Source organism: Nitrosomonas sp. GH22 (genome assembly GCF_009833115.1).
In the GTDB taxonomy this organism is placed as follows: Bacteria; Pseudomonadota; Gammaproteobacteria; order Burkholderiales; family Nitrosomonadaceae; genus Nitrosomonas; species Nitrosomonas eutropha.
Window position 1 is genome coordinate 1 of record NZ_QRCA01000039.1, and the last position, 23967, is coordinate 23967.

Genomic DNA, 23967 nt, shown 5'->3' on the forward strand with positions numbered 1-23967 from the left:
GCACGGACTTTGTGCTGGATGCCCTGGAACAAGCGCTGTATGCCCGGCAACCGGGGCGGATGGATGCCTTGGTACACCATAGCGACAGAGGCTCGCAATATGTCTCCATTCGCTATACCGAGCGACTCGCCGAAGCCGGAATAAAACCCTCGGTCGGCAGCAAGGGCGACAGCTACGACAACGCGCTGGCAGAAACCATCAATGGGCTGTACAAAACAGAATTGATTCACAAGCGTGCCCCCTGGAAAACCAGGGAGGCCGTGGAGCTGGCAACGCTGGAATGGGTAGCCTGGTTCAACAACCAGCGGCTGCTGGAACCAATCAGTTACATCCCTCCCGCAGAAGCTGAGGTAAACTACTATAGGCAATTCGCCAAGGAAGCCATTCCGGTGGCTTGACTTTAACCAAACAGCCTCCTCAAAACCCGGGACGATTCAATTGCAAAGCGAGCCACGACATGAAGCGGTTGTCGAACAAACCCGATCCGGGGTTCTCTGGGAATAGCTTTTTGTGATTTTCCTTGAAGTTGGGCGATGGGTTTGGTGTTTCCACCGAAAAGTGCTGGTGTCAGTTTCAGGTCTGAATAATCTGGTAGTTTCTGTGGTTTGCGCCATGTTTTTTCAATTTTTTGGCTGAGTATGGCCGTGGTGCCGCTCGGCACACTGATTTGCCAGCCCTGTCTCTCGCTGTTTGACTACCGTTGGTGAAATACGCTGTCAAATCACCTGCGTCGGCTTGCCGCATGGGAACGCTGGGCGTGGTTTGTCGGGTAGTGGCGGACACGGGGTAATGCGCGGCACGAGAGCAGCAGAGCGGTCAACATCTTTTTGGATGCAGGGAGCCGTGGTTTCGTACCCGCCCAATCCCTTGGGCAGGACATGTTGCTGCAACACATCCTGCCCAAGGGATTGGGCGGGATGTGTTGCAGCAACATGTCCAGGAAATCAGTGCCGGGCAGTGTGCGGACTTTTGTTTCTCCGACGGTCACGGTAACGGAAACTGATCTGGCCGTTGCTGTTCTGATCGCCAGCGAGAATATCCACTTCCCGGATTACTCCGCGATACCGGCCCTGGCTCAGGCACTTCCCTTGCGCTACTTTGAACCACTGGGTATTCCGAGCCTTGTGGCGCGGAAGGAATTTAATCTGTCGAACCGCCGTGGTACGTGACCCGTATGCCCAATGGTGTGGGAGGAGAGGCATCGCGAGGTGCCTTCCAAGCCCGATTAGGCCGCAGCATGAACAATCAGAATCGGGGATGTGTATATAAGTGAACAAGTTTCTACGTTTTTACCGATCGAAATTGGCAACAAGAGCTATCTCTTCTTCGTTGTTACATGGAACGACTATGTTACCCAGGTTGGGGAGGCACTCGACAAGCAATTCGCAGCATTTGGAGAGGACTTGGGTCTAACAGGGAAGGTAGTAAAGTCATACAAGAGTGCTGCGCGTACTTCGTTTTCCGAAGTTATGGAAAAGACCTGGCCCGATGAAATTCGAGAGCGCTTCAATGCTGAGCAAGAGTCTTTCATGTTGGTAATCGATAAAAGTTTCAACGAATTTAATCCAGAATCAAATCAATGGGGGGATAATTTGGTTTTCCAATTTCTACGAAGAGCCGGAGTCTGTATATCGGCTGTTTGGTGCCCTGGCTAAAAAAGTGCGTCAAAATGAGGATGTGTTTGTTTTTCTAAGCGCTATCACAAGAAAGGATAAGTACAAGAAATTTGGGAAGTATTTTGGGCTGAAGAAACCGGAAGTCTTCGGTGTTTCAGTTGACGTGCAAGCGGTAATCGAGGATGTGCTTGGCGTATAGGTGTCAGGCTTGACCCGTGGGTGCGGTTTTACATGGTGAGAGATTTAGCCCTAACAAGGCAAATCACCGGCAGGCAAAAGCGTCACGTCTTTTGCTGTCGCAAAACCCGCGCCACTTTTGCCTGCCGGTGATTTGCGGCGTTATGCGGCAATCCATAGCACAACTACAAAATAGTAGACAAACTAGAGAGAAAACATGGCTGATCCAAACTGTAATTATTGCAAGGGAACCGGACAATTCAAGTGCAATCGATGCGCAGGGAGCAAATCGATTGCCTGCGATTTCTGTCATGGCCGAGGCGGAGATCCAAATACCGGTGGAGCTACCTGTCCGCGCTGCTTAAATTCCGGGAAGGAAAAGTGTCCCGATTGTAGTGGTACCGGCAAAGGTCCTTGCCCGGCGTGCTAGATCACGAGTGATGATCTGTGCCGCCATAACCAGGGTGTCAATTTTGTTCCGGCGCTGCGCCGTACCACCTCCAGCGGATGTACAAACCTGCGATCCGCACACTGCTTACACCGGCGTTAGGTTATACGCGATGACAGCTCACGCCATGAACAGTGGATAACGAGTTTTATCTATATAGTCATCCTAGTCATCCAGGACCTGAACCAATAATCCATATCGAAATTCTTGCTTGGAGGGGGAAATCAGGTGGTCGTTCGGATTGAAAATACTGTGGAATATCCGGGTACTATAATTTGTGCAGCAGTTCTTTCTCTGAATAGGAGAAATGATGAAGGTTTTATGGCGCACTGGATTGGCCAGGTACTGACCGTAAAAAATCAATACCTGGAATACATCAATATTATTTTGCTCGGGCAAAACTGCCTGAGTTATTAGATTTACTGTCTCTGAGTGGACGTCTGCGAGTATCACGAGCAAAAGGTTGGCTAAACTCGCTTTTTTTGTCTCCTCTGAAGCCTTGGGCAGTTGTGCGTGTGCTGGCGTCATTTGGCCATGAACGTCTGGTTTTGTGTGCGGCAGAAGAGGGTCTCTTTCCGGACTTATCGTCATTACGGCTGAACCTCGGTTTTGTGCGAGGTTCCATACCAGGTACAACTTGGAATTCAAAGTGATTGCCGGTAAACCGCTCTATTCTTTTGAGGTGAATGCCATCTTTACCAGATGCAAACGAGACGGCAATGCCGGAAGCTCCTGCCCGGCCAGTTCGTCCAATACGATGCACGTAGTCTTCTGCAAACTTAGGCAGGTCAAAATTAATGACGTGAGTAATATCAGCAATATCAATTCCGCGCGCGGCGACATCAGTAGCAACCAGTATTTTGAGCCGCCCCTGACGCAATCCGGTTAAAGTACGCGTGCGTTCGCGCTGGGTCATATCTCCGTGCATGGCGGCAGCTTTGTGTCCTTGAGCAGAAAGATTGTCTGCCAGAGAATCAGCATCACGTTTCGTTGCAGTAAATACGATTGCCTGTTTGATGGTTGTATCACACAGCAAATGATCAAGTAACCGGTTTTTATGAGTGAGATCATCCACGTAATGCATACGCTGTTCAATATGATCAAGTTTTGCGTGCTGAGATGCGATCTGGATACGTTTAGGCATTTTCAGTAAACGTGTAGCAATTTTTTCGATTGCAGTATCCAGTGTTGCCGAAAATAGCAAGGTCTGCCTGTTTGTCGGTGTTGAGGAGGCAATACGCTCGACATCATGAATAAATCCCATGTCCAGCATGCGGTCAGCCTCGTCCAGCACCAGCATTTCCAGCCGTGAGAAATCGATCCGCCCCCGCTCAATGTGATCAATCAAGCGCCCTGGTGTGGCGACCAGTACGTCAACAACTTGTGATAGAAGTTTATTTTGCAATGGATAGGGCATCCCACCCAGAATACTGACAACATTGACGCGCGGCAGGAATTTTCCGTATTTGCTGGCAGCTTCGGAAACTTGCAGGGCCAGTTCGCGCGTGGGAGTCAGAACCAGTATGCGTGGACCGCGGCCCTGAATTTTTGCTGGAGTGGCAAGACGATGCAGTGCCGGCAGCATGAAAGCAGCTGTTTTTCCGGTTCCAGTCTGTGCGCTTGCCATTACATCGTGGCCAGCAATTAATTCGGGAATAGCTTGTTGCTGGATAGGGGTGGGAGAGGTATAACCCGCTGCCAGTACGGCTTTTACAATTGCGGGATGTAGATTCAAATTTTCAAATGACATGTCGGTTTTCCTGATGATAAAGAAATTCAATGCGCAAACAGGAACGTACCGCAACAAATAATTGCTGGTACCACTGGCGCATACATAAACACATCGCTGCTAACCAGGGATACTGCACAATTTCAAGAAGAAACAGAGGAATCTGGAGAGGTCAGGAACGATGAAACTAGATAAACCCTACCTTGAGGCAGGGTGGCAAGTATACAGTAACTACACAAAAGAAAAAGTTAAATTTTTGTGTGGTGTGGTTGGAACGAGTGGTCGATTAGCGTTCGATAGGCTTGAAACGGATACGTTTGGGTTTTGCTCCTTCTTCACCAAGACGTCGCCGTTTATCAGCCTCGTATTCCTGATAGTTGCCCGTGAAAAATATGACTTGCGAATTGCCTTCAAAAGCCAGCATATGTGTTGCGATACGATCCAGGAACCATCGGTCGTGCGAGATTACCAACACACATCCGGCAAATTCCAGCAGTGCATTTTCCAGTGCTCTCAAGGTTTCAACGTCAAGGTCGTTGGATGGCTCATCCAACAATAACACATTTCCTCCGGATATCAGTGTTTTGGCCAGATGTAACCGGCCTCGTTCTCCGCCGGAAAGTGTTCCTGCAATTTTTTGCTGATCAGGACCCTTGAAGTTAAAGCGGCCAAGATAGGCGCGTGACGGGATCTCGTGTTTGCCAACGATAAGCAGATCATTTCCATCTGAGATGACCTGGAATACAGTCTGATCACTAGGTAATGCATCACGTGATTGATCTACATAGGCAATTTTTACGGTTTCACCTATCTTAATCTCGCCTGTATCCGGTTGTTCCTGTTCAGTAATCATGCGAAACAGAGTGGATTTTCCGGCACCATTGGGACCGATAATTCCGACAATCGCGCCGGGTGGTATCCGGAAATTCAGGTTGTCAATCAGCAGGCGATCGCCAAATCCTTTGGAAACATTGTTAAATTCGATAACTTCATTTCCCAGCCTATCTGCGACAGGAATAAAAATTTCCTGTGTTTCGTTGCGCTTCTGATATTCCTGCGAGCTGAGTTCTTCAAATCGGGCTAGGCGAGCTTTAGATTTTGCCTGCCTGCCTTTAGGATTTTGCCGTACCCATTCCAATTCTTGCTTGAGTGATTTCTGGCGAGCAGATTCTGCGCTATCTTCTTGTTTCAGGCGTGCTTCTTTTTGCTCCAGCCAGCTCGAGTAGTTTCCTTTCCAGGGGATGCCATGACCACGATCAAGTTCCAGTATCCATTCCGCTACGTTGTCCAGAAAATATCGATCATGAGTGACGGCTACTACCGTGCCTGAGAAACGTGCAAGGAATTGTTCGAGCCATTCGACAGATTCTGCGTCCAGATGGTTGGTAGGCTCATCTAGAAGTAGCATATCCGGCTTGGATAGAAGTAATCTGCACAGGGCAATACGGCGTTTTTCCCCTCCTGAGAGATTCTGGATCAAAACATCCCACTCCGGAAGGCGTAGTGCATCAGCAGCTATTTCCATCTGTTGAGTCAGATTGTCTCCATTTTGTGCAGTTAATATTGCTTCTAGCCGCGATTGCTCGGCTGCCAGTGTATCGAAGTCAGCGTCCGGTTCGGCATAGGCTGCATAAATGGCTTCCAGTTGTTGTTGTGCATTGAGTACTTCTCCTAATCCTTCCTGGATTGCTTCGCGAACGGTGAGATCAGGATCGAGTTGTGGTTCTTGTGGTAGGTACCCGATTTTGAGATCTGGCATAGGGGTGCATTCCCCTTCAAAGTCTTTATCTATTCCGGCCATGATCTTTAATAGCGTGGATTTGCCAGAGCCATTCAGGCCAAGCAGACCAATTTTTGCGCCTGGGAAAAAACTGAGTGAAATATCTTTAAGAATAACGCGTTTGGGAGGAACAATTTTACCAACGCGATTCATAACTAAAACGTATTGAGCCATAAATGCTTTTCTAATCCTGAATTTGAATTGATCTGGACATTCTAGAATCTGGGAAGATTCCGCAGAGGGTTATACATGAAAAGAAAGGAAGGCCGTTCGTTTAATGTCGGCATTGCAGGGTAATGATTTACATAGGGCTATATTAAGAGGCAAATGTGTAAAAGGCAAATATTGGGGTGAGTTGTTTGTCTGGGCAAATACAGGCTATCAGGGAAGAGTATGAAAATTACAGTGCACTATAAATCAGGAGTTTCTCAGGTTTTTATTGTTCCTGCAGAAATACAGGTTACTGAATTTCGGAAAATGGCGGAGGAGGCAGGAGGAGACGTGCTCAAAGTTGAGTTTTCATCTTTTAATCCAAAATCTTACCAATATTATGCTGGCGAAGGGAAATTCTAGGAGATGCTCTGGAAAAACGTATAAAATACACTTATCTTCCCTGTTTCGATTGGTTTGAGTATTGTGGCGCCTGGTAATTATATGCTTGTTAATAAAGATTAAATTTAATAATTCCTGAAATTTATTAAGTTAAAGATAATAATTGGCCAATCGATATAATCTAATTCCTGTGGTTTGCCTGCGGGCCTCATTTGTGTGCATTAGAATGCTGACGCTTTTTTCTGATAAAAATGAATGATGTTAACTATGCTTGGTTTTTAAATGGTAGACACATTCAGTACTCCTGTAAAAAGATAAAATTACTTTTACAGTCTGGGTGAATATTTATCCATTTGATAAATAAACGTTAATGTGACGTTCTGATTATAGATACATAATGTATGTTGTCACCATTGTTATAGTGAAAAAGTTTGGGTGAGGGCGCTCTAGTCTTTTTATTGAGGGTTTCGTGTGAATATTTCTATTAAAACCTGGATAACTAATCTGTCGGTTATTTTTTATCTGTTTTTGCTCAGTAGTTGTACGACTTATCCGTTACTTGGTACACAAGGGGAGCAGGTCCCGCATGATTATCTGATTGGGCCGGGTGACACATTAAACATTATTGTTTGGCGCAATCCAGAAATATCCATGAGTGTTCCGGTTCGTCCAGATGGAAAAATTACAACGCCTCTGGTAGAGGATTTGCCGGCAAGTGGAAAGACCTCAACTGAATTGGCGCGTGATATCGAAGAGACGCTTGCAAAATATTTGCAGCAGCCAGTAGTGACAGTTGTCATAACTGATTTTGTCGGGCCATTCGGTGAGCAGATCAGGGTAATCGGTGAGGCTTCACAGCCACAGGCGCTGCCGTACCGGGAGGATATGTCGCTGATGGATGTCATGATTGCTGTGGGAGGTTTGACTGATTTTGCTGCAGGAAACAGGGCAAGGATCATTCGGAGCGTTGATGGTAAACAGCAGCAATTTCGCGTCAGGCTGGATGATTTGATCCGGGATGGTGATATTTCTGCCAACGTACCGGTTTATCAGGGAGATGTGCTGGTTATTCCTGAAAGTTACTTTTGATTAATTTGCGTGCAATCGTGATAAATGGCGAGGTGATCCGATATGAGTGATTTGATTGCTCAGATACTGGTTTACATCAAAGGGATTTGGAAATACAGATGGGTTTCAGTTGGATCTGCATGGATTATTGCGGTTGCGGGTTGGTTTTTCGTTTATAAGATGCCGGATAATTATCAGGCATCTGCGCGAATTTACGTTGATACTCAGAGTATTTTGCGACCATTAATGGCAGGGATGACTGTATCACCCAATCCAGATCAGCAAATCACCATAATGAGCCGGACGCTTATTAGTCGGCCAAATGTCGAGAGAATTGTTCGTATGGTAGATCTGGATATTAAGGTCGCAGATGATAGTGCCAAAGAAAAGCTGGTGACCTCATTAATGAATGATATCAAGCTTAAAACGACAGGTAGCGATAATATTTTCATGATTTCGTATGACGACAAGGATCCCAAGCTGGCCAAAGATATTGTTCAAGCTCTGTTGACTATTTTTGTTGAAGGCGGGCTGGAAGGAAAAAAGCAGGATTCTGCTTCTGCGTTACGTTTTATTGATCAGCAAATTGCTGCTTATGAAGAAAAATTGGTTGCTGCTGAGGCAGCCCTGACTGCTTTCAAGCAAAAGAATCTTGGTTTTTTACCCGGGCAGGGTGGAGATTACTATAGCCAGCTGGTTGCGGCGGCTGAAGAGCTGGAAAAAGCCAGGCTTTCCTTGCTTGAAGCTGAGCAAGCTCGTGATGCGGTCAAGAAACAGATAACGGGGGATGAGCCGATGCTGTTACTGGAGGTAGGTGAAGCATCACCACAAAGCATTGTCAATCCGGAAATTGATGCACGAATTCAATCCCTGAATACTAATTTGGATAACCTGATGCTGAATTTTACTGATCAGCATCCGGATGTAGTTGCTACTAAGCGGTTGATTGCTCAACTTGAAGAGCGCAAAGTGGAAGAGGCCAAGCTGATGGGCCCAGTTGGTAAAAATTATGACCCAATGATGCAACAGTTGAATATTGCATTGACAGAATCTGAAGCGCTGGTGGCCTCCATGAAGGCGCGAGTGGGTGAATACGAAGCACGTTACGAACGATTGAAATCAATGAGTAATACTGTTCCTGCTGTAGAAGTGGAAATGCAACAACTCAATCGGGATTATAACGTGAACAAGGCTAATTACGAGAAATTGCTGGAACGCAGGGCGTCTGCTGAAATCTCCGGTGAACTGACTTCTACTTCTGGATTGATGTCTTTCAGGATTGTTGATCCCCCTACAGTTCCAGAGCTGCCATCTGGACCAGATCGGAAAAAATTTCTTACGCTGGTCCTGATTGGAGCTTTGGCTGGGGGGGTTGGCCTTGCATTCGTTATCAGCCAGATTCGACCTACTTTCCATAGCCAAACCACCTTGCGAGAGCTGACAGGTTTGCCAATTCTGGGGGTAGTGCCGATGGTATGGACAGAAAAAGAAAAGGTGAAAGATAAAAGACAAATTTATATATTTGGCATTTCTTTGATAATACTAGTTGCGTGCTATGTAGTGCTGTTAGTTTACTACGTAAAACCGCATGTTATGCAGACTACTTAGATTGTTTGCATATAAATCGTTACCGATATTATTCAAGAAAATATGTGGATTTGCCAAGGTACGGTTCGAAGGATAATGGAGTGGATATGAGTCTTATTGAAAGAGCTGCTGATAAGCTTTCAAAAAATGAAATAAGCAATTCTATTCCGGGCAAGATACCGCAGACTGTGAAAACTGGCCTGGATCCATTATTTCTCTCTGACAATATGTCAGATCAGAAAATTGGAAAAGAGGTGAGTGTTAATAATAGCCCTGTGGTTGATCTGGCTAATAGAGCGAGCGCTAACAAGAAAACAATTAAAAAAATTGAAATTGATCTGGAAAGCCTCCACCGTAAAGGCATTGTCACTTTGGATCACTCCAGATCCGAGATAGCCGAGCAGTTTCGATTGATAAAACGCCCCTTGATTGCCAATGCATTTAATCCAGATAGTGGTATTAAAAATGGCAATCTGATTATGGTTACCAGTTCTTTATCCGGTGAGGGGAAAAGTTTCTGTTCAATCAATTTGGCAATGAGTATCGCGATGGAAATGGATCACAGGGTGCTATTGGTTGATGCAGATGTTGCTCGGCCTTCAATCCCTGCAAGTCTTGGTTTCAGCCCGGAAGAGCCAGGTTTGTTGGATCTCCTCCGTGACCCTCAGTGGAAGATACCCGATGTAATGATGAAAACCAATGTGAAGAAACTCACGTTGATTCCGGCAGGGAGACGCCATACGCATGCTACCGAATTATTGGCTAGTCAGAGCATGCATTCTATTTTAGCTGAGCTTGCCCAGCGCTATCATGACAGGGTAGTCATATTTGACTCTCCACCTTTGTTGTTGACCAGTGAAGCACGCGTGCTTGCGGGCCAAATGGGGCAGATCGTGCTAGTGGTTGAAGCAGAAAGGACAACTCAGCAGACTGTGAAAGAAGCTTTACAGCAAATTGAAGCGTGCGATGTGATCAATCTGATTTACAACAAAGCCAGAGCACATAGCGGCGGCGGATATTACGGCTACGGCTATTATTGATGAAATCACTCGGTTATGCTGACAGCAGCTTCTCGCGCTGGATAGCGTGCTTGTGGGGTGGCTGTATTGTAGGATTGGGCAGCTCGGTTTTTCAGGTCAATGCAGCGGAATGGAATATCCAGCCACGATTAATGGTTAGTGAAACCTATACTGATAATGTGAGGTTGGGCGGTGGAATCGGGTTTGGGGGAGGAGGAGTTGGCAGCCAGGGGGGAGGGGAATTTATTACGCAGATTAATCCTGGAATAAATATTACGGGTGAGGGACGTCATTTTAAGGCAAATCTTGGCTATACGATGAATAATCTCATCTATGCAAAGAATGAACGATACCTCATACGACATCAGTTAAATACTAATGGTACTGCAGAAATAGTCAAAAATCATTTTTTTGTGGATGCCCGTGCTGTAGTTACTCAGCAAAATGTTTCCCTATTGGGATCGCAGGCACTGGATAACGCTAGCTTGACGGGTAATCGAAGGGATGTACGTATTTGGAGTATCAGTCCCTATGTGCGTCAGCGTTTCAAGAATCTTGCTGCAGGAGAAATTCGATATATCCATGGTGAGGTGAGCTCCAATACACGCAGCTTTTCTGATAGCACTTCTGATTCAGCAATCTTTTCACTAAATAGTGGTTCAGCTTTCAGAATACTTGGCTGGGGAATGAATTTTAGCCATACAGAGATTAGCAGAAAGTATTCCGGACCCAGGCTAGGAGCTTTAAGAACGATAGAGATGGATCGAGCATCAGGCTCGCTTAAATACATTGTGACGCCGCATTTTAATCTGATTGGTACAGCAGGCTATGAGCACAACAGCTTTGTTTCGATAAGGGGAAAACCTTCCAGCCCCTTTTGGACTGTAGGTTTCTCTTGGGCGCCGACTGAAAGGACCGATATCAGTGCATCAGGCGGGAAAAGATTTTTTGGAGATACTTATGCAGCTTCTGTTGATCACCGCACTCGCAGTACAGTGTGGAACTTAAGCTATATTGAGGATATTACTACTTTTGGTCAACAATCTTTATCTGGTGGTTCGATTTTAAGTGCTGACATGTTGAGCCAACTCTTGTCAGGTACTCAGAACAGCGAAGCATTATTGAATCAGGGGCTTTCATCTTCATTTTCTGACCCAAATAATTTTCTGACTAACCGTTTATTTTTACTTAGGCGTTTACAGGCCTCGTTGGCTTTGAACGGCAAGAAGAATTCGCTGGTATTCCGGGCCTTTAATTACTCCAGAAAATCATTTAGTCCGGATGAAGAAGATGCTGATCTAATTGGTGCTACTAATGCCATGTTGACTAGAAATACTACTCAAACTGGCGGGAATGTATTATGGAATCACCGGCTGTCTCCCAGAAGTAATGCCAACATCAATTTCGGCTATATCAAAAGTCGTTATAGTGTAACTAATCAGGAAGATGACAATATAATTATATCAGCCAGCTTGAATAAGCAGTTTGCTTCTAATACCACTGGATCAATCAGGTATTCTCACCTGCGTCGTGAATCTGATCGCAGCAACGGTAACTACAATGCTAATGTAGTAACGGCGACAGTAAATATAAATTTTTAGAAATAAGAAGCTTATGTATCTTACTTATTATGGTTTTACCGAGAAGCCATTTCAGTTAAAACCTGATCCAAGCTTTTTTTTCCCCAGCCGGGGGCACAAGCGCGCGGCAGCGTATCTTGAATATGGTCTGTCGCAGGAAGATGGTTTCATCATTATTACAGGAGAAGTGGGCGCTGGTAAAACCACGCTGATGCGCTGCCTCTTTCAAAAGTTGAAGCGAGAACGGGTTGTCGCTGCACAGCTGGTTAGTACTCGACTGGATCCAGATGATGCTTTGAGAATGGTAGCTGCTGCTTTTAGCCTGCCTTACGAAGGTTTATCCAAGGCAGCATTGTTACTTGATCTTGAACGATTCATGCGCAAGTGTGAACGGGAGGGGACAAGAGTATTGTTGGTAGTTGATGAAGCACAAAACCTTCAACCACAGACACTGGAAGAATTACGGATGTTGTCTAATTTTCAATCAGATAACAGGCCTTTGTTGCAGACTTTTTTACTTGGCCAGCCAGAATTCAGAAGAACATTGCTTGGCAATCAGATGCAGCAGCTTCGTCAGCGCGTGATTGCCACTTATCACTTGGGTCCACTGGATCAGGCTGAAACCAGAGCCTATATCGAGCATCGATTGCAAAAAGCAGGCTGGAATGGAAATCCCGTGTTTCAAGATGAAATTTTCGAGATAATACATAATTTTTCTACTGGAATTCCACGTAAAATCAATATGTTTTGTGACAGATTGTTGATTATGGGATGTCTGGAAGAGTTGCAGGCTCTGAGTAAAGCCGAGGCAAACGAGGTTATGCTTGATATACAGAAAGAATTTGATCTAACCGTTTCTCCTGAATAAATCCTATGATTCGTAATGCGTTGACTATTGATGTGGAGGATTATTTCCAGGTATCGGCTTTCGCCCAGTATATCCCCCGCTCATCCTGGGATAATTTGCCGTGCAGAGTTGAACGCAACATTGATCGGATTCTTATGGTGCTGGACGAGCATAAAATCAAGGCGACCTTTTTTACACTGGGCTGGATAGCGGAACGTTACCCATCCATGGTCAAGCGGATCGTTGAGAATGGTCATGAGCTAGCTAGTCATGGATATGCCCATCATCGTGTTACTGAGCTGAGTCGCAAGCAGTTTTATGATGATATTACCCGCAGCAAAGCGTTACTGGAGGATATTGGCAGCCAATCTGTATGGGGTTATCGTGCTCCGAGTTTTTCTATCCGCGGAGATAATCTCTGGGCGCTGGAATGTCTTGAGGAGGCTGGATATCGATACAGTTCGAGCGTTTATCCAGTAAAACACGACCATTACGGGATGCCAGATGCACCTCGTTTTGCTTTTAATCCCGAGAATGCCCCGGGGTTGCTTGAATTGCCGGTTACCACTGTACGACTGTTTGGACGTAATTTCCCAGCGGGGGGGGGGCGGCTATTTTCGCCTTTTTCCCTATGCAATTTCACGCTGGTTTCTGCAAAGAGTGAACATGATTGATCTCCAGCCGGCTATCTTTTATTTCCATCCCTGGGAAATTGATCCTGATCAACCCCGGCAGACGGGGATTAATTTTAAAACACATTTTCGTCATTACCTTAATTTAGGTCGTATGGAAAAACGATTGAATGCCTTGACCCAGCATTTCGAATGGGGGCGCATGGATCAAATTTTTTTACAACGGACAATGTGAATCTCGATAGTAGAACTGTGCAAAACACCAATGATCTGTTCCTTGGTAAATTACCAGATATTTCTATCTTATCGCCAGATAAGTTCCAGGCATGGGACGAGTTTGTTAGAGCCTGTCCTGATGCAACCTTTTTCCATCGTTCCGGATGGAAGTCTGTCATAGAACAGGCCTTTGGACATAAAACCTGGTTCTTATACATAGAAGAGGATGGATGTATTCAAGGCATACTTCCTCTAGCAGAAATCAACAGCTTACTATTTGGACACAGCCTGAGCGCCTTGCCGTTTTGTGTATATGGTGGTATTGCAGCCGTGTCAGACGGCGTACGAGCCAAGCTGGATCAGGCGGCGCAGATGCTGGCTGCGCATCTGCAAGTCGATTATCTGGAATATCGCCATGTAACTCCTTTTCATCAGGATTGGCCAACCAAGGAGCTGTATGTTACGTTCCGCAAAACGATAGATCCGGATGTGGAGCAAAACATGCTCGCTATTCCGCGCAAGCAGCGTGCAATGGTGCGTAAAGGGATCAAATATGCGCTGCAGAGTCATGTGGATCAGGATATCGAACGTTTTTTTCATGCTTATTCGACCAGTGTGCATCGCTTGGGTACCCCGGTTTTTTCTCGAAAATATTTCCGATTATTAAAAACTGTTTTTGCAGAAGATTGTGAGTTGCTCGTCATTACCAAAGATGATCAAACGGTTAGTGCGGTCATGAGTTTTTATTTCCGGGATGAGGTATTGCCCTATTATGGGGGAGGGGCGGATGCAGCACGTGATTTGGCTGGGAATGATTTTATGTATTGGGAGTTGATGCGGCGTGCCTGCGAGCGAGGTTACAAGATTTTTGATTTTGGACGTAGTAAGCAAGGTACCGGATCGTATAGTTTCAAAAAAAACTGGGGATTGGAACCGCAGCCGTTATTTTATGAGTATCAGCTTCTTCGGGCGAAGGCTGTACCTGAACATAACCCACTCAACCCGAAATATCGGCTCTTTATCAAAGCCTGGCAGAAGTTACCCTTGACGTTTGCCAACTTGATTGGCCCTCATATTGTTAAGAATCTTGGATAAGAAGGATGCAAGGACTGCTTTATCTGACGCACAGAATCCCTTATCCACCCAACAAGGGCGACAAAATACGTTCCTTCCACCTCCTGCAGCACCTGAGTAAACACTATCGTGTATATCTGGGAACATTTATCGATAATGAAGAGGATTGGCAATACGAGAGGGAAGTTCGAAATTATTGTCAGGATGTATGTGTTGTCAGGTTGGATCCACTACCAGCCAAAATAAAAAGTCTGCTTGCATTATCTGGAAATGATCCACTGACGCTGGCTTATTATCGTAATGCGAAACTGATGCAGTGGGTTAAAGCTGTATCACATACTGAGTCCATACAGAATATTGTGATTTTCTCTTCTGCGATGGCGCAGTACGTTGAACATTTATCTGATCGCCGTCGCATTATCGACTTTGTTGATGTGGATTCGGATAAATGGCGGCAGTATGCGCTATCAAAACCCTGGCCCTTCAACTGGATTTATCACCGAGAATCAAAACGTTTGCTCGATTACGAAAAGAAGGTGGCAGGAGAGTTCAGCAGCGCAACCTTCGTTTCAAAGAAAGAAGCTGAATTATTCAGACAGCTTGCGCCTGATTCAGCGAATAAAACAACATTTTTTAATAATGGTGTTGATACTGACTTTTTCTCTCCCGCGCGCGATTATCCCAATCCTTATCCAGCTGGGAAGAGAATATTGGTTTTTACCGGTGCCATGGATTACTGGGCTAATGTCGATGCGGTAAGCTGGTTCGCAAATTCAGTATTTCCTGCTATCCACACAAAATTACCGGATGTTGATTTCTATATTGTGGGTGCCAAACCAGCCAGACAAGTACAGCTGCTGGCAGATCTGCTTGGTATCCGTGTGACTGGAGCAGTTGAGGATATCCGCCCGTATCTTATGCATGCCGCAGTAGCAATTGCCCCTTTGCGGATTGCGCGCGGTATCCAGAACAAGGTACTGGAAGCAATGGCCATGCAAAAGCCGGTGGTTGTTTCTATGCAGGCGATGGAGGGAATTCACGCCACACCGGGGAAAGAACTGATGGTGGCAGGAGATGCCAGGGATTTTGCTGACCAGATTCTTTTTCTTCTTGATTCTAACGATCAAACAACTATGGGGCGGGCTGCCCGGAACCGGGTTTTGCAAGACTACACATGGTCAGCTAATTTGTCACGGATTGATGCGCTCTTGCAGCCCTCTATCCCGGCTAAGGTTTAAAGAGAGTATGCCGTTCACATCCATCAATTAAACGATAACAATAAATCATTTTAACTGACAGTTCTACTATGGGTACACAGGTGCAGTTACGAAATGCCGCGCTAAGCAGCAACACCATAAACGGGCGAAGAGAGGCAGTATTGATTACACTGCTGGTGATTGCTTTGGTGCTTGGTATTTACCACGAGACTATCGAATCAATCGTGGCGATCTGGAACAGATCTGAAACTTATGCGCATGGTTTTTTGATTGCCCCCTTCAGTATCTATATGATCTGGAAAAGGCGTTCAGTACTGGCTACAGTTAAGTACCATCCTGATTATATGCCACTGCTGGTATTGGCCGGACTGGGGATGGGCTGGTTGCTCGCCTCAGCGGCCGGTGTTATGGTGGCGGAACAGTATGCTTTGGTAGCGATGATACCGATGATCGTATGGGCCATGCTCGGTTTTCATGCCTTTAATACGATTATTTTTCCGCTTGCCTATCTTCTGTTTGCTGTCCCCTTTGGCGAAGTATTCATCCCGCCACTGATTGATTTTACTGCCGATTTCACTGTCAGTGCACTACAGGCAACCGGTATTCCGGTGTATCGTGAAGGGAGTTTTTTCAGTATTCCCAGTGGCAACTGGTCAGTGGTGGAGGCTTGCAGCGGTGTGCGTTATTTGATCGCTTCGGTAACACTGGGAACGCTCTATGCGTACCTGACTTACCATAGCCTCAGCAGACGGCTGATATTCATCGCTTTTTCTATCGTGGTGCCGATTATTGCCAATGGGCTGCGAGCCTACCTGATTGTCATGACGGGTCATCTGAGTGATATGCGGCTGGCAGTCGGCGTTGACCATCTGATATATGGCTGGATTTTCTTTGGTCTGGTCATGTTGCTGCTGTTCTGGATTGGTTCGCTCTGGCGGGAGGATCACCTTGATGAAAGCATGTCAGTCGACAATTCTTCCTCAGCTGACCTGAGATTTCCTTCCGTTTCTGTTAAAGCAACGCTGGGTATGGTTGGGCTGGTTGTGGCGATTGCCTCGATCTGGCCAATGTATATGAATTATTTGAATGATGAATCTAATCCGCAGCAGATGCCTGAAATCAACATTGTAGATCCTTCTGGTAAATGGGAATCTGATTCCACTCGATCCCCCAACTGGACGCCGAGGTATATCGGTTCCCCGGAGCAATTCATCGGTCATTTCCACCATGAAAATCAGCGTGTCAGTCTCTATGTGACTTATTATCGCAACCAGCAGCAGGAGAGTAAGTTGATTAGCTCTAGTAATACCCTGGTTACTGATCTGAGTAGTGGGTGGCGCAATGTAGGCGAGAATGAGAGAAAATTACCGTTAGGTGCTACTGAACTGTCTGTCAATCAGGATTTGCTGCATGCGGCGACAAGCCGGTTACTGGTATGGAGATGGTACTGGCTGATCGACCAGGAAACAGCCAGTCCTTATCTGGGCAAGGCGATACAAGCGATGAACTGGATTCTGGGGAAGGGGGATGACGGGGCAGAAATCATTGTTGCTGCTGCTTACGAGCATGATCCGGAAGAGGCAGCATCAGTGTTGCGAGAGTTTATCGGTGATATGAAGCCAGTGATTAATGAGAGGCTCCTGGCTGTGCACAGCACGTACCGCGACTAAGCGAAGTGCAGCCCAGGAAGATATTTCGCCCCCCATTGATTGCCCATGTAATTTTTCATTTTGGAGTGGGCGGACTGGAAAATGGTTTAGTGAATCTGATCAACCATATTCCTGAGAACCGTTACCGCCATGCCATTATTTGCCTCAAAGGATTTTCAGAATTTCACAAGCGGCTTAATCGGAATGATGTCGAGATCATTGCGCTGAACAAGCGCGAGGGTAATGATTTTAGTATCTATGGAGAACTTTACCGGATATTTAGGCGACTCAATCCGGATATTGTACATACGCGCAATCTTGCAGCGATGGAGGCTCAGGTGGTGGCAGCCGTAGCAGGTGTGAAGGCGCGAATACACGGAGAACATGGGCGCGATATCTTTGATCTTGATGGCAAGAATCGGAAATACAATCTGTTACGCAAGATAATCCGCCCGTTTGTTCATTATTTTATTGCTGTCAGCAAGGATTTGGAGCGTTGGCTAATTGATACGGTAAATGTGTCGCCAGCACGAGTACACCAGATTTATAACGGCGTGGAACATTTACGTTTCCATCCCGATAGCACCACCCTACCAATTGAAGCGTTTCCTTCCGGTTTTTTTGATGGAGGACCGTTTGTTGTGGGTAGTGTTGGCAGGATGGTGGAAGTTAAGGATTTCCCGTCTCTAGTGAAGGCTTTCTTATTATTGCGTGAAAAAATACCTGTAACAGGCAGGCCGTTGCGCCTTGTGATCATAGGAGATGGCATTGCGAAACCACAATGTGAAGCCATACTGCGCTCAGCCGGAGTTGAACAGCTTGCCTGGCTTCCGGGCGAGCGTTCGGATATCCCTCAATTGATGCAGGCGATGGATCTGTTTGTGCTCCCTTCGCTGGCAGAAGGTGTTTCCAATACCATATTGGAAGCCATGGCAAGCGGCTTGCCAGTCGTAGCGACCCGGGTAGGTGGTAATGCCGAACTGGTTTTGGAGGGAGAAACTGGTTGCCTGGTCTCCTCAGGGGATCCTGCCGCTCTGGCTCAAGTAATTGATAAATATTATCAGGATGATGCGATGGCGCACAGGCACGGGCGACGTGCACGTGAGATTATTGAGCAGCAATTCAGTATGCATGCCATGACGAATGGCTATCTTGCAGTGTATGACCAGGTATTGGGTCATAATGCTGCTCACGATTAAAGATTGGAAAGATCAAAAAGATCAACTGACTGGATAGGAATATGTGCGGCATAACGGGGGTATTTGATACGCGCGGCGGGAGTGAGATTGATCGTAATCTGCTTCATTGTATGAATCAGACACTGACACACCGTGGGCCGGATGAGGGGGAAATGCATGTTGAGCCTGGTGTTGGATTAGGACATCGTCGATTGTCGATCATGGATATATCCAGTGGCCAACAACCCTTATTCAATGAAGATGGCAGTGTGGTCGTCATATTCAATGGCGAAATCTATAATTTTCAGAAGCTGGTCAGTGAGTTGACAGCTTTGGGACATCAATTTCGTACGCATTGCGATACCGAGGTAATCGTGCACGCCTGGGAGGAGTGGGGTGAACGCTGTGTTGAACGCTTTAGCGGGATGTTTGCCTTTGGCGTATGGGATCGTAATCAGCAAACGCTATTTATGGCACGTGATCGGCTGGGCATCAAACCGTTTTACTATACCTTACTGGATAACGGATTGTTTCTGTTTGCCTCAGAGCTCAAAGCATTGCTGGTTCACCCGGATTGTGACAAAACATTGGATCATCAGGCGATAGAAGATTATTTTGCCTACGGTTATATCCCCGAGCCGAAAACCATTTTTAAAAACACGTTTAAGCTGAGTCCCGGATATTCATTATTATTGCGTCAAGGGCAGCAGTCAGCCTTGCCTCGTGAATACTGGGATATACCGTTTGCATCACATGGCGCATTGAGTGAGCAAGAAGCGGCAGAAGAGCTGATTGTCCGGTTACGAAATGCAGTAGATAGTCACCTGATGAGCGAAGTGCCGCTGGGCGCATTTCTTTCCGGCGGAGTGGATTCCAGTGCTGTCGTGGCGATGATGGGCGGCCTGATGAAGGAGCCTGTTAATACCTGTTCGATTTCTTTTGCTGATCCTGCTTTTGATGAATCAGATTATGCTCGGCTGGTTGCGGATCGCTACCAGACCCACCATTTTACCGAGCAGGTCAAACAGGATGATTTTGATCTCATTGACCGGTTGGCTGCGCTGTACGATGAACCGTTTGCCGATAGTTCCGCCATCCCGACTTATCGTGTGTGTGAGCTGGCTAGAAAACAGGTGACGGTAGCCCTTTCAGGCGATGGAGGTGATGAGAATTTTGCCGGTTATCGCCGCTATCGCTGGCACATGATAGAAGAGCGGTTGCGTTCTAAATTACCATTAGGATTGCGAAAACCCTTGTTTGGTCTGTTGGGTAATATTTATCCCAAGGCAGACTGGGCACCGAAGTTTTTGCGTGCCAAAACCACGTTTGAATCGCTTGCTCGCGATTCTGTGGAAGGCTATTTTCACAGCGTATCCATTCTGGATAATAAACTGCGTAGACAATTGTTTACTCGGGATTTTCACCATAGTCTGCGGGGTTATCAGGCAGTTGAGGTATTGCGTAGTTATGCGGACAAAAGCCCGACGCAAGATCCCTTGTCGCTGATTCAGTATCTGGATATGAAAACCTATCTTGTAGGCGATATCCTGACTAAAGTGGATCGTGCCAGTATGGCGCATTCACTGGAGGTGCGCGTCCCGCTGCTGGATCATGAACTGGTCGAATGGGTTTCAGGATTGCCTGCCTCTATGAAATTACGCCAACAGGAAGGAAAGTACATTCTGAAAAAGTCGCTGGAACCGTATTTGCCGCATGAAGTGCTTTATCGGAACAAGATGGGATTTGCCGTGCCGCTGGCCAGCTGGTTTCGCGGCCCATTGCGTGAACGTGTGCGTGCTGCACTGCTTGGTAGTACGCTGGCGAGCACAGGGATTTTTGATATGGTCTTCGTCAAAAAGATGTTGGATCAGCATCAATCCGGCAGACGGGATTATAGTGCTCCTATCTGGACATTGCTGATGTTTGAGGCTTTCTTGCGCAATACCCTCAATGTGGGAAATGTGTCATATACCGAACAAGGCCAAAAGGTTGCCTGATATCGATTCAATGCAATACAGATTTCCCGGCAGGGATGCAGAATAGCTCAATGCTGAACGTCTACCTCACAGTTGATACCGAGTTATGGCCTTATTCCGAGGGTTGGCCGGTGACGGCTTTATCACCGGATAAAACAACGTTTGATGAAGAAATTGCAGCATGCTTTTATGGTAAAACATCTGAAGGTGAATTCGGGCTGCCTTTTCAAATTGAGCAGCTTAACCGGTACGGCTTAAAAGCTACTTATTTTCTGGAGCCACTGTTTGCTGATCGGGCTGGCAGTAATCATCTTGCTGATGTGGTTGATTTGATTCAGCGTAATCATCAGGAAGTCCAACTACACCTGCATACCGAATGGCTCAGTGAAATTCATGATCCGACTCTTCCTGCCTGTTTTAAGCAATACATGCATCAATTCACTTTGGACGAGCAGGTGGCTTTAATTGCAAAGGGAATGTGCAGTCTCCAGGCAGCAGGTGTAAAGGAGCTGCATGCTTTCCGAGCCGGAAGTTATGGTGCTAATCGGGATACGTTACGCGCTGCAGCGCAAAATGGGCTGTTATTTGATTCCAGCTATAACCCCTGCTATTTGGGTGAAGACTGCAAGATTGATCTGGATGGGCAGCTGTTGCAGCCACTCAGGCTTGAGGGCGTATGGGAACTACCAATCACCTTTTTCCAGGATTATCCTGGACATCAACGGCATGCTCAACTGGCAGCATGTTCTGCAAAAGAAATGGAAACAGCCCTATTAGATGCCTGGCGGCAAGGCTGGTTTTCATTTGTGATTGTCTTGCATAGTTTTGAGTTGATCAAAGGCAGAGGTGCTGGCAGATTGAGTTTGCCAGACGGACTGAATATCAAGCGCTTTAATCATTTATGTGAATTTTTATCTAACCATACTGATAAGTTCAGAACTGCTCTATTTTCCGAGCTTGATCCAGCGACAATTCCTGAAATAAAGTTACCAAAGATGTTGCGCTCCCGTCCGCATCATACGATCAGACGTTATACCGAGCAGATCTATTCAAGGTTTTTTTGATGGAGAAATGGTCCAGACAATCAATAAATTTTACCGTGCGATTGGGGGAAATCAGACTTCTTACCTGGCCACTGAGTGCCTGTGTACTGAAAAGGCACTTTACTGAGCTGCCGACTCATCCGGTTGTGCTAGCAGAGCTCCCAGAGTTTTTTGGGAACTCTATTGATGTGGTGATGATACGCTCTCACCCAATAGAATCACCTTTACCCAGGCTAAACATATTGCCGCAAGCGATTCGGTATATTCCTTCAAGCTATCAGCGATACTGGGTTGTGCTCAATGGTGGCTTTGAAAATTATCTGAAGAAATTTTCTGCCAAATCCAGAAATACGCTTTTACGGAAAATAAAAAAATTTTCTGAATTCTCAGGAGGGGAGATCGACTGGAAAGAGTATTGCAAACCGGAAGAGATGCACGAATTTCATAAGCTGGCAATGGAAGTTTCACTGAAAACTTACCAGGAACGATTGCTTGATTGTGGTTTGCCTTCTGATCAGCAATTTCAGGAAAGCATGCTGGGGCTTGCCGCAGCAGATAACGTACGCGGCTATATTCTTTTTTATCAGAAAAAACCGATTGCCTATATTTATTGTCCAGTACACGACGAGATTGCGCTCTACGAATACGTGGGTCACGACCCGGAATATCAACGCTGGTCGCCTGGAACTTTACTTCAGTACTATGCTTTGCAATGTCTATTTGTAGCGAATCACGTGAAAATATTTGATTTCACGGAGGGCGAGGGTGCACATAAGGCATTTTTTGCAACGAATGCACAACATTGTGCGGATATTTATTATTTTCGACGTACTTGGCGTAACCTGATTAAGGTGGCATTACATGCTGGCAGCGATGAATTATCGCGTGGTATCGTTCAAGTATTGGAGAAACTGAAATTGAAAGCCTATATCAAAAAAATACTTCGATCGACCGCATAAGATCGTATTATTTATTTACCCTGAAGATTTATGTTTCTGCAAAATGCACCCCTTCCAGCATCACATAGCACACCGCGACTCGATGATGACTGGGAATGGCAAGATCTGGATCAATTCGATACCACAGCGCGAGCCCAGGCTTTGTTGGCTGTTAAAAATTTTATTCGGCATCACTCCGCTGCAGTTATGGATCATGACCCGGATTGGCTTTATACCAAATGTAGTTATGACAAATCAGTCAAAATCTTTTTGTGTTTTGCACAGGATGGCTCGTTATCCGGGTACGCTCCATTTTTCGTACATCCATCATCTTTGAGTTTTGAATTATTTGGTATTTCGCTCTGGGAATACCGGATTCACCGTTACAGCATCACAGCAGGCCCTTTATTTTCTGGTGAGGTAAAAATAGAGGATGTTTTTATTAAGCTCTTTGATTATTTGAGAAAAACTCTCCGGAAACGAGAAACTTTATTTGCGTTGGGCGTAGAACTTGATTCATCGTTTGGTCGGTTTCTCCAGAATAATATTAATCTGCAAAAAAAATATCAGTTGATCCCTTCAGGACAAGCCTATTGCAGAAGATTAATAACATTACCGGAAAATTTTGAGCAGTATATCCAGAATCTTGGGTACGGCACTCGTAAAGAGGTTAGGCGTGTACTGCGACGTTTTGAACAAAATTCCGAACTTACAATCAGCTACCGTATATTTACAACGTCTGAAGATATATCAGAATTTTTACCCTTGGCTCAGCAGGTATCAGATAAGACTTACCAGCATAATTTACTTGGTCTTGGTATTCGAGACGATATTGAAACACGTCGTATTCTTACAACTGCTGCGGAAAATGGCTGGTTTCAGAGTTATCTTCTAATTTGTAATCAGGAACCGGTTGCTTTCCAGCATGGTTACGCTTATGGCGGGACCTATTATGCGGAACAGACCGGCTATGACCCTGCTTGGGGAGATAAATCTGTCGGTACAATTATACAAATCTATCGGATTCGTGATCTGATTAACCGTGGAATCACCCAGCTAGATTTTCTATATGGAGACAATGAAAGGAAAAGAAGCTTGTCTACTATGTATCGGGTAGAACAGAATTTCCATCTGATTCCGAGAAAGTTCCCACTGGGGATACTTGCTTACGCCCTACGCGGATTCAATACACTTTCCCAGTTAGGGGGAGATTTTATTGAAAAATGGGGATTAAAATCCAAAATTCGCCGTTTTCTCCGCAAGTGGTCAGTTAGTTGAAGTTAGGGTCTGTTCCCCGTACTTGTTTCGTATTTTTAATATGGATAGGCAAATGTTGAGCGATATATAGCGGGGATCGCTTGCGGAACTGTTATCAGACAAATTGACGAACAGAGGTATCTGGGCCGAGGACAACTGACATTTCATGAGAGACGTACTGCAGTACCGCTTCCATTGGTGAGACCTGCCAAAGGTGATGTGTCAACACTTTTCTGGACACAAAGTTAAGCAGCATTTTGCTGCAACTCGAAATCAACAGGCGATATATACCCATTAGCTGAATGCAATCGCTCTCGGTTGTAAAACACTTCGATATATTCAAACACAGCCTGTTTAGCTTCTTCCCGAGAATGAAACGTTTGA

At 45.8% G+C, this 23967-nt stretch carries 21 protein-coding genes and 1 pseudogene; 19 read left to right on the plus strand and 3 right to left on the minus strand.

What is annotated here, in order from left to right:
* The 4 genes from ABF86_RS10900 to ABF86_RS10915 form a co-directional block, all read left to right on the plus strand.
* On the plus strand, nt 1-398 hold a 398-nt coding region (locus ABF86_RS10900), incomplete at its 5' end, for an integrase core domain-containing protein (protein WP_160803595.1).
* Between the two features lie 480 nt (nt 399-878).
* Complete coding sequence (locus tag ABF86_RS10905; RefSeq protein ID WP_160803596.1) at nt 879-1169, plus strand: hypothetical protein; 291 nt, start codon at nt 879-881, stop codon at nt 1167-1169.
* Between the two features lie 90 nt (nt 1170-1259).
* Nucleotides 1260-1655 carry a hypothetical protein gene (locus ABF86_RS10910; protein ID WP_160803597.1) on the plus strand — a complete coding sequence of 132 codons (396 nt, stop codon included), beginning with the start codon at nt 1260-1262 and terminating at the stop codon, nt 1653-1655.
* A 176-nt stretch (nt 1656-1831) separates the two neighbouring features.
* Nucleotides 1832-2158: a hypothetical protein gene (locus ABF86_RS10915; RefSeq protein WP_160803598.1), complete on the plus strand. Its 327-nt coding sequence runs from the start codon at nt 1832-1834 to the stop codon at nt 2156-2158.
* Nucleotides 2159-2623: 465 nt separating this feature from the next.
* Here ABF86_RS10915 and ABF86_RS10920 read toward each other — a convergent pair whose 3' ends face one another.
* Both ABF86_RS10920 and ettA read right to left on the minus strand, forming a co-directional pair.
* Nucleotides 2624-3991, minus strand: coding sequence for a DEAD/DEAH box helicase (locus ABF86_RS10920; protein WP_011633973.1), 1368 nt, complete (start codon nt 3989-3991; stop codon nt 2624-2626).
* A gap of 265 nt (nt 3992-4256) precedes the next feature.
* The gene (gene ettA / locus ABF86_RS10925; protein WP_011633974.1) at nt 4257-5924 is read right to left on the minus strand and encodes an energy-dependent translational throttle protein EttA; all 1668 of its coding nucleotides are present in this window, start codon (nt 5922-5924) and stop codon (nt 4257-4259) included.
* A gap of 219 nt (nt 5925-6143) precedes the next feature.
* Here ettA and ABF86_RS10930 point away from each other — a divergent pair, with 219 nt between their 5' ends.
* The 15 genes and pseudogenes from ABF86_RS10930 to ABF86_RS11000 all read left to right on the plus strand — a co-directional run bounded on the left by ABF86_RS10930 (nt 6144) and on the right by ABF86_RS11000 (nt 23604).
* Nucleotides 6144-6323, plus strand: a complete 180-nt coding sequence (locus ABF86_RS10930) for a hypothetical protein (RefSeq protein ID WP_041353454.1) — start codon at nt 6144-6146, stop codon at nt 6321-6323.
* Between the two features lie 450 nt (nt 6324-6773).
* Nucleotides 6774-7391: an XrtA/PEP-CTERM system exopolysaccharide export protein gene (locus ABF86_RS10935; protein WP_011633975.1), complete on the plus strand. Its 618-nt coding sequence runs from the start codon at nt 6774-6776 to the stop codon at nt 7389-7391.
* 42 nt (nt 7392-7433) lie between these two features.
* Nucleotides 7434-8978 (plus strand): XrtA system polysaccharide chain length determinant, encoded by a 1545-nt coding sequence (locus ABF86_RS10940; protein ID WP_011633976.1) that lies wholly within the window; start codon nt 7434-7436, stop codon nt 8976-8978.
* An 86-nt stretch (nt 8979-9064) separates the two neighbouring features.
* Nucleotides 9065-9997, plus strand: coding sequence for an XrtA-associated tyrosine autokinase (locus ABF86_RS10945; protein ID WP_011633977.1), 933 nt, complete (start codon nt 9065-9067; stop codon nt 9995-9997).
* The gene (locus tag ABF86_RS10950; RefSeq protein WP_011633978.1) at nt 9997-11577 is read left to right on the plus strand and encodes a TIGR03016 family PEP-CTERM system-associated outer membrane protein; all 1581 of its coding nucleotides are present in this window, start codon (nt 9997-9999) and stop codon (nt 11575-11577) included. The genes ABF86_RS10945 and ABF86_RS10950 overlap by 1 nt, the downstream gene beginning before the upstream one ends.
* A gap of 13 nt (nt 11578-11590) precedes the next feature.
* A complete protein-coding gene (locus ABF86_RS10955) occupies nt 11591-12424 on the plus strand; it encodes an XrtA/PEP-CTERM system-associated ATPase (RefSeq protein WP_011633979.1) in 834 nt (277 codons plus the stop codon).
* 5 nt (nt 12425-12429) lie between these two features.
* Nucleotides 12430-13270, plus strand: a pseudogene (locus ABF86_RS10960) (XrtA system polysaccharide deacetylase).
* Complete coding sequence (locus ABF86_RS10965) at nt 13267-14346, plus strand: FemAB family XrtA/PEP-CTERM system-associated protein (RefSeq protein ID WP_083386868.1); 1080 nt, start codon at nt 13267-13269, stop codon at nt 14344-14346. The pseudogene ABF86_RS10960 and the gene ABF86_RS10965 overlap by 4 nt, the downstream one beginning before the upstream one ends.
* A gap of 5 nt (nt 14347-14351) precedes the next feature.
* Nucleotides 14352-15563: a TIGR03087 family PEP-CTERM/XrtA system glycosyltransferase gene (locus ABF86_RS10970; RefSeq protein WP_011633982.1), complete on the plus strand. Its 1212-nt coding sequence runs from the start codon at nt 14352-14354 to the stop codon at nt 15561-15563.
* Nucleotides 15564-15631: 68 nt separating this feature from the next.
* A complete protein-coding gene (gene xrtA / locus ABF86_RS10975) occupies nt 15632-17212 on the plus strand; it encodes an exosortase A (protein ID WP_164502687.1) in 1581 nt (526 codons plus the stop codon).
* Nucleotides 17213-17217: 5 nt separating this feature from the next.
* A complete protein-coding gene (locus ABF86_RS10980) occupies nt 17218-18390 on the plus strand; it encodes a TIGR03088 family PEP-CTERM/XrtA system glycosyltransferase (RefSeq protein ID WP_011633984.1) in 1173 nt (390 codons plus the stop codon).
* 41 nt (nt 18391-18431) lie between these two features.
* The gene (locus ABF86_RS10985) at nt 18432-20366 is read left to right on the plus strand and encodes an XrtA/PEP-CTERM system amidotransferase (RefSeq protein WP_160803600.1); all 1935 of its coding nucleotides are present in this window, start codon (nt 18432-18434) and stop codon (nt 20364-20366) included.
* A 50-nt stretch (nt 20367-20416) separates the two neighbouring features.
* Nucleotides 20417-21409, plus strand: a complete 993-nt coding sequence (locus ABF86_RS10990) for a hypothetical protein (RefSeq protein ID WP_240142315.1) — start codon at nt 20417-20419, stop codon at nt 21407-21409.
* A gap of 173 nt (nt 21410-21582) precedes the next feature.
* Nucleotides 21583-22347, plus strand: coding sequence for a GNAT family N-acetyltransferase (locus ABF86_RS10995; protein WP_240142316.1), 765 nt, complete (start codon nt 21583-21585; stop codon nt 22345-22347).
* 30 nt (nt 22348-22377) lie between these two features.
* Nucleotides 22378-23604, plus strand: a complete 1227-nt coding sequence (locus ABF86_RS11000) for a GNAT family N-acetyltransferase (protein WP_160803603.1) — start codon at nt 22378-22380, stop codon at nt 23602-23604.
* A gap of 224 nt (nt 23605-23828) precedes the next feature.
* On the opposite strand, the gene ABF86_RS11005 is transcribed toward ABF86_RS11000, so the two are convergent.
* On the minus strand, nt 23829-23967 hold a 139-nt coding region (locus ABF86_RS11005; protein ID WP_160803604.1), incomplete at its 5' end, for an IS3 family transposase.